7 protein-coding genes are annotated in these 7,052 nt (G+C 36.8%); 4 read left to right on the top strand and 3 right to left on the bottom strand.

Annotated elements, in window-relative coordinates:
* Nucleotides 1-199 (top strand): hypothetical protein (locus AB1422_14460; protein MEW6620515.1); only part of this gene is annotated, 199 nt, incomplete at its 5' end.
* Between the two features lie 352 nt (nt 200-551).
* On the opposite strand, the gene AB1422_14455 is transcribed toward AB1422_14460, so the two are convergent.
* From AB1422_14455 to AB1422_14445, 3 genes are all read right to left on the bottom strand, one after another.
* Nucleotides 552-752: a hypothetical protein gene (locus tag AB1422_14455; protein ID MEW6620514.1), complete on the bottom strand. Its 201-nt coding sequence runs from the start codon at nt 750-752 to the stop codon at nt 552-554.
* 245 nt (nt 753-997) lie between these two features.
* Nucleotides 998-2,299 (bottom strand): RIP metalloprotease RseP, encoded by a 1,302-nt coding sequence (gene rseP, locus AB1422_14450; protein MEW6620513.1) that lies wholly within the window; start codon nt 2,297-2,299, stop codon nt 998-1,000.
* Between the two features lie 108 nt (nt 2,300-2,407).
* Nucleotides 2,408-3,544 carry a 1-deoxy-D-xylulose-5-phosphate reductoisomerase gene (locus AB1422_14445; protein ID MEW6620512.1) on the bottom strand — a complete coding sequence of 379 codons (1,137 nt, stop codon included), beginning with the start codon at nt 3,542-3,544 and terminating at the stop codon, nt 2,408-2,410.
* Between the two features lie 110 nt (nt 3,545-3,654).
* On the opposite strand from AB1422_14445, the gene AB1422_14440 reads away from it, so the two are divergent.
* From AB1422_14440 to AB1422_14430, 3 genes are all read left to right on the top strand, one after another.
* Nucleotides 3,655-4,935, top strand: coding sequence for a lactate racemase domain-containing protein (locus tag AB1422_14440; protein MEW6620511.1), 1,281 nt, complete (start codon nt 3,655-3,657; stop codon nt 4,933-4,935).
* Nucleotides 4,936-5,493: 558 nt separating this feature from the next.
* Nucleotides 5,494-5,625: a hypothetical protein gene (locus AB1422_14435; protein MEW6620510.1), complete on the top strand. Its 132-nt coding sequence runs from the start codon at nt 5,494-5,496 to the stop codon at nt 5,623-5,625.
* Nucleotides 5,626-5,635: 10 nt separating this feature from the next.
* Complete coding sequence (locus tag AB1422_14430; protein ID MEW6620509.1) at nt 5,636-6,610, top strand: histidine kinase dimerization/phospho-acceptor domain-containing protein; 975 nt, start codon at nt 5,636-5,638, stop codon at nt 6,608-6,610.
* The last annotated feature ends 442 nt before the right edge of the window (nt 6,611-7,052 follow it).

Raw genomic sequence — 7,052 nt, 5'->3', positions numbered from 1 at the left:
TTTTCCACAATCAATTTCTACCTATTTCTATAAATTTCAATCTATTTCTATTATCTTATCTCCATATCACTCTTATCTCCTTATCCCCTTTCTTACACTTTTGATATATAGCCTGAACGGTTACGAATTTTCATATTCTATTTTTTCCCATTTTATCATAAAAAATGGGGAAGGCAAGCCAAAGGACATATTTGAATAATAAGTGCTATATTTAACCATCAGGTTACTAAGATACGAAAAAAGGGATTCGGGATTGGGGGTTCGGGAATAAAAGAATCCCCTAATCCCTAAATCCGAACCTCGAACCCCGATTTTTTAGAAGGTTTATTCTTAATACCATCTTTAACCCGTATAACAGTAGCGAGGAATGAGTAGGGTTTAAAACTTGTAACCGTTCAGGTAGTCTGGTATCTGAGTGTCTAAGTGTCTGGGTTACATAGACTACCAGACACATAGACACCCTTTACGCAAAATTGTAGGATTTGTTACTATCCTGATTTCCTGGATGTTAACTGATTGCTGATACCTGATGGCTGAACGCTTACTAAAACTTATACTTTGTGTCTTAGTATCTTCGTGGCTAAAAGAGGGGGGATATCCTCAGAAATATCGGATGTATCCTCATATTTCCATTTCTTTCTATCATAGCCTTTTTTGCCTTTTTTCGTGCTATGAGGTTTAGTTGGTGGTGCTATTGGTTTACGAACACTTTTCCAGATAGGTTTTTGTCTGCGGTGTATTCCTTTGGTCACAATCTCGCCCCTCCTTTATTGCCCGTAACCGTTCAGGTAGTCCTTTACCGCAGAGACGCAAGAGTTCGCAGAGAAGACATAGAAATAAAGTAACTATTCAGCCACTGATTAACACGGATAAAAAAATAAAATCAGTGTTTTATCTGTGTCCATCTGTGGCTGAATAGTTACCAATAGATTTTAATTTTTTCTCTGCGTCTCTGCGGTGAACGGTTAGATAAATTTTAGTGCTGATTTTATTGGTCTCATTGTAATCCTATCCATCTTCTGATATCATTTTGACTGACAAATATTATTAAAGCGATAATAATCGTAATCCCAATCGTTTGAATCACTTCCTGGGTTTTAGTTGACATTGCTTTCCCGCGTATCTTTTCTATGGTTAAAAATATGACATGCCCCCCGTCTAAGACTGGCAAAGGCAGAAGGTTAATTACACCCAGATTAACACTTAACATTCCAAGGAAACTCAATAAGGCAGTAAATCCTAATTGTGCCTGTTCACCACTCATTTGAACAATACCGATAGGTCCAGCAAGTAATTTAGGAGAAAGACCACCGATTATGAGTTGCCCCATGATAACAAAAATAAGCTGGATAGTCGCTAATGTTTGAAGTAATCCTTGCCATAAAGCGACTAAAGGATTAACCCGATATTGCTGGTGGCAGGAGGTGATACCAATTGAACCAACTTTTATTTCCTTTTTCTTCTCCGGGTCATAATCTGGTTTAGCGGCTGGGATTATTTTAATCTCCATTTGTTTTTCCCCTCTCTGAACACTAAGTGCTAACTTTTTACCAGGACTTTTCCGAATAATCTGTGTCATTTCCTCCCATTGTGAAACCTTTTGGTTATTAATAGATGTAATGATATCCCCTTCCTTTAATCCAGATTTATATGCCGGCGACCCTATAATCACATTTTTGATTTGAGTTGAAACATAAGGAGAAATACCCAGCTCTATATCTTTAGTTATTTTTACCTTTTCCTTTATTATTTTGTCATTTCGGGAGATAGTTAATTCTATCATACCTGACGACTCAAGGATGACTTTTGATAGTTCATGCCAGTTATTAGTTAAAGTATTATTTACTTTGATGATTTTATCTCCTTCTAATATTCCGGCTTTCTGTGCTGGTGAGTCCTTTACTACTTTACCGACAATATTTGAATAGGTTGGGATGCCCAGTATGGCAATGAGGGAAAAGAGCACGAATCCGAGCACAAAATTCAATAAAGGACCGGCAAGGACAATCTTCATTCGTGTTTTAATTGACGCTGAGCGAAATTCCCAGGGTTCGCCTTTTAATTCCTCTTCAGGATTTTCACCCGCCATCTTAATATACCCCCCTCCAGGAATAGCTCCGATACGATATTCTGTCTCTCCTCGTTTAAATGCAAATAATTTTGGTGGAAATCCAATAGAGAAACGTTCTACTTTTATTCCTTCTCTTTTTGCGGCTAGAAAATGACCTAATTCATGAAAGAAAATTGCCATCCCGAATACGAATAGAGCGGCAACTGCTGTAATAATTATTATACTCATTATTTATCTCTCCTTTCGTTGGTAAATGGTAACTGGTGAATGGTAATTCGTTACCACTGACCAATTACTTGCTTTTAATTCCATTGGTGATTTGTAACTCTTCTCTTTTTACACGCTACTTGCTTCTTTTCTTGCCCACGCATCTGCGGATAAAATTTCATCTATGGTGGGATTCTCAATAACTTGATGTTTAGTCATCACCTTTTTGATAATATCAGGAATGTCCATAAACATTATTTCTTTATTTAAAAATCTATGGACCGCAACCTCATTTGCCCCATTAAGCACTGCAGGTAGAGTTCCACCTCTTTCCCCAGCCTCATAGCCATAAGATAAACAAGGGAATCTATCAAAATCAGGCTCTTCAAAAGTAAGTGATTTAATTTGAGTTAAATTTAAAGAAGGTAATACCTCTTTTAGTCTTTCTGGATATGAAAGGGCATAAGCAATTGGAATTTTCATATCTGTAATTGACATTTGCCCTAAAATCGAACCATCTACAAACTCTACCAGAGAATGAATTATAGATTGCGGATGAATAACTACCTTGATATTCAACATAGGAACACCAAATAAGTAATGTGCCTCTATAACTTCAAGTCCCTTATTCATCAGGGTAGCCGAATCTACAGTGATTTTTTTCCCCATTTGCCAGGTAGGATGTTTAAGAGTTTCCTCTGGAGTAATATTTTCCAGATGCGCTCTTTCTCTAAAAGGACCACCAGAACCTGTCAAAATTAGTCTTTTAATCGTATTAGTCAGTTTCCCCTCTAAACATTGAAATATAGCGTTATGTTCACTATCCACTGGTAAGATTTTAACTCCATTTTTATGAGCAATCTCCATTACTATCTTACCCGCCATAACCAGGCTTTCTTTGTTTGCCAGGCAAATTTGCTTTTTGGCTTTAATGGCCTCTATTAAAGGGATTAAACCTGCTGAACCTACAATCGCACAGATGACCAAATCTGCCTCTTTTAGACAAGCAATTTCAATCAATCCCATTTGTCCACTAACTATTTTACAGGGATGGTTTTTTAATCTTTGAACTAACTTATTTGCCCCATCTTCATCTGATAGGCATACTATTTTAGGATTAAATTCTCGGACTTCCTTTTCTAATAAATCAACATTTTTATTAGCGGCTAACCCCACGACTTCAAAATATTGCTTGAATTTATCTATTACCCATAAAGCACTTATCCCAATAGAACCCGTCGAACCTAAAATAGCAATTTTTTTCACACCACCACTATTATATCAAAAAATTAGAATTTGTCAAGTGGAAAAAGTCCACGGGTGTAATGGGTCAAAAAATTCTTGCTAAATATCCATTTTATATGCTATAATTTTTAATGATGAAAGTTAATTTAGATTATGGCGAAAAAGAAATGGGATTATTTATTTCGGATACAAATTTAGCTAATTTTTTTAGCCTGAAAATAAGCGGCGAAAAAGCCTCTTTTGAAACTTTTGAACGGGCATTAAAAGCCGCAACACCAAAATTGGAAGATATTGTATCTGAGAAAAGAGTTTGTATCATCCTGGACGATAGCACCCGAAAACAACCCAGAGAACAGATTCTCAAACCTTTATGTGAAAGATTAAAAAAAGCCCATTTTATTCAGGTTCTCATTGCCACTGGCACCCATAAACCTTTACATAACCTTGAACTTTGTGAATTTATTAGAGGTATCGTTAATTCATATTCCTTAAATTTCGATATAGCCATAAATGAATCCACAAATAATGATGAATTTGAATATATTGGCACTACCTGGCGAAAAACAGAGGTATTTGTAAATAAAAAAGCGATGTCCTGCGATATGTTTATTGTCGTCTCTGGTATGAAACCCCATTATTTTGGAGGATATAGCAATCCAGTTAAAAACTTTTTACCCGGTATCTGCTCTTTTGAAACTATCCGTCAAAATCATTGTGCCTTGATTGTCGAAGAGGATTCTATCTATGGAAGACATCCCTGGCACCCATTGCCTCAAAAAAGACAAAATCCTATCGCCGAAGATATGTTAGAAGGAATGGAATTAATCATCAAGAACAGATATGTATTTGCCTTAGCCTTTGTCGGAAATGAAGAGATAATCTGGGCAAAGGCAGGAGAAGTAAAGGAAGTTACTTGTGAAGGAATTAAAATTATTGATAAATCTATGAGTTTTACAACAAATCCAACCAAATATCTTATCGTAAGTCCGGGCAAGGATGAAGATAAAACATTTTATGTTGCTCAAAGGTCATTAGAGTTGACCAAACAGGTTGTGAACAGGGAAACAGAGGTTCTCTGGCTCGCAAACATTCAAGGTGGAATACATGATGACCCAAAACTTTTACCTATTTTAAAACAAAACTATGAGAACATTGCCAGTAAGATTAAAGAAAAAGATGCCGACTTTGGTCTTTACAAGGCATTTAGATTCAAGAACTACCTTCAAAGGGTGAGTAAAGTCTTTGTTTATTCTGAGTATAACCATCAAGACCTGCAAGAAATTGGGACACTCCCCATTGATGACCCACAGAGAATTATAGACAACTGGTTAGAAAAAGACCCAGCGGCTAAAATCCTGGTTATAAACAATGCAAACAAATTGGCTGTGGGTCTGTGTAATAAAGGTAAGTAACTTTTTAGTGTGTAGGAGATTATGCAAATGAGAAAGTGAGCAGGTGAGAAAGCGAGGAAGTAGACCAGTGCTTTGTCACGCTTGAAATTATGGGTATATAATAGTTATTAACGAAAATTCCTCATAGAACAGATATAGCAACAGGGTTGATGGTTGATAGTTTATAGTTAATAGTTTCATAGACTATCAACCATCAACTATCAACAATACTAATGTGAACTTTTGGTTAATACTTACTATAAAATCTAACTTTACACTGAGACCTATATGGTTAAAAGTCAGATATCGAAAGGAGAAACGCTCATGAACCTGCGGCTCACAAAGGGAGATGAAAATAAACCACGAAGAGCACGAAGGGACCACGAAGTTCACGAAGAAAGAATTAAAGGAAATTAAAAGATTTGTTGTTTAATTCTTCGTGTCTTCGTGGTGAAAAAAAGTTTTTAGTCGAAAATTCATAAATTCTTGCAAATCAATGACTTACGAACATTTTCAGGAGAGGCTCTCATGAACCTTTGGTTCACAAATGAGGATGAAAATAGTGGTAGGAGATAGAAGGTGGGAGGTAAGGAGATAGGCGTGAGGAGTGATGTTTTCTTTACTTTCTACTCTCTACTTTCTACTTTCTTATTTTCAGGGGAAACGCTCATGAACCGTGGGTTCACAAATGAGGATGAAAATAGTAGGTAGGAGATAGAAGGTGGGAGGTAAGGAGATAGGCGTGAGGAGTGATGTTTTCTTTACTTTCTACTTTCTACTCTCTACTTCCTATTTTCAGGGGAAAGATATGAGTATAGATATTGAAGAGATACAAAGGGAAAGATTAATTGGTTGGAACAGATATGGAATCTATATCCGGGTTATTCTATATAGTCTTGCTCTTGCTCTTGCTTTGTTAAGGGCATCTACCCAAACCATCCCCTTAAATTACCCCATCCTTTATATAACCACAATTATCTTATTGCTAAATCTTGTCTTTCTTTTCTTTTTAAGCAAGCAAGTCTGCAAAGAGAGTAAAAGATGCCTTTTTCTTCTTTCCTTTTCCTCACTAACTGCAGACCTTATGGCAATAACCTATTCGGTGCATCTTCAGGGTGGCTTAGCCGCGGCTATTTGCCCACTCAATTACACTATTGTTATCATTGGTGCCTCTTTTCTTCTCTCGCAAAGAGGGGCTATCATTATTGCTGCTTTATCCAGCCTTCTTTTCTCACTTTTGATATCCCTTGAATACTTTATGATTTTACCTCCAATCCCGGTAGGGAAAATAGGGATTACTCTCTATAAGGATGGAGGCTATGTTCTTTCGATTATAATTGGTAGATGTATCTTCTTTTTGGGGATAGCTGTAATAAGTGGATATTTTATAGATAAAATAAAAGACCAGGAAAAGGAGATAATGAGGAAAGAGAAAGAGCTTATGGAAAAGGAGAAGATGGCTCTTGCCGCCCATCTTGCCTCTGAATCAGCCCATGAGATAAAAAACCCCTTGACTGTAGTAAAGGCAGGGATTTACTACCTCAAGATGACCTTTCCTAAGGAGAATGAAGTGGTTCAAGAAACCATCCATCAGATAGACGATGCTATTGAGAGGATTACCTCTTTCCTCAATACCCTTCTTAATCTCTACAGACCACCATCTATTCTAAACAAGGATAGTGATAAAACTGAATAAATATCATTTAAAGTCTTTCATCTGAAAATACTCCCGAACTTGTTGATATTGCCTGAGTTATGCTGGCACAGGCATCTTACCTGTATCACACAGGCTGGAAGCCTGTGCCTTCCAGAGGATAAGAGTGTCCAAAATCGTCATTTGCAATGTATCTCTGTGATTCAGACAGTAGACTATAGACATCAGACCTCAGACTAAAGTGGGCAGAAATTGCAGAAGAATGAAGGCTTGAGAGACCTGCCTATACTTCTGTAGTAAGGGTTAGGAAAAATTCAGGGAGTGAAGTTTTGAGGATGGTTTCCCAAATGGTAAGCGTTCAGGTGGTGTAACAAAAGGAGATGTGGAGATTAAGGAGATAGGGAGATATTATTATAAAAAAATTGAAATTAGTAGAAACTAATAGAAATTTATGGAAATTTGTTGTTTCCCACAATCAATTTCT

This window comes from bacterium (assembly GCA_040757115.1).
Classification (GTDB): Bacteria; UBA9089; CG2-30-40-21; order CG2-30-40-21; family SBAY01; genus JBFLXS01.
This window is presented reverse-complemented; position numbering and strand designations above follow the sequence as displayed.

Bases quoted from the DNA above. Each gene is read 5' to 3' on its own strand.
- rseP (MEW6620513.1), bottom strand. From the start codon at position 2,299: ATGAGTATAATAATTATTACAGCAGTTGCCGCTCTATTCGTATTCGGG.
- AB1422_14440 (MEW6620511.1), top strand. From the start codon at position 3,655: ATGATGAAAGTTAATTTAGATTATGGCGAAAAAGAAATGGGATTATTT.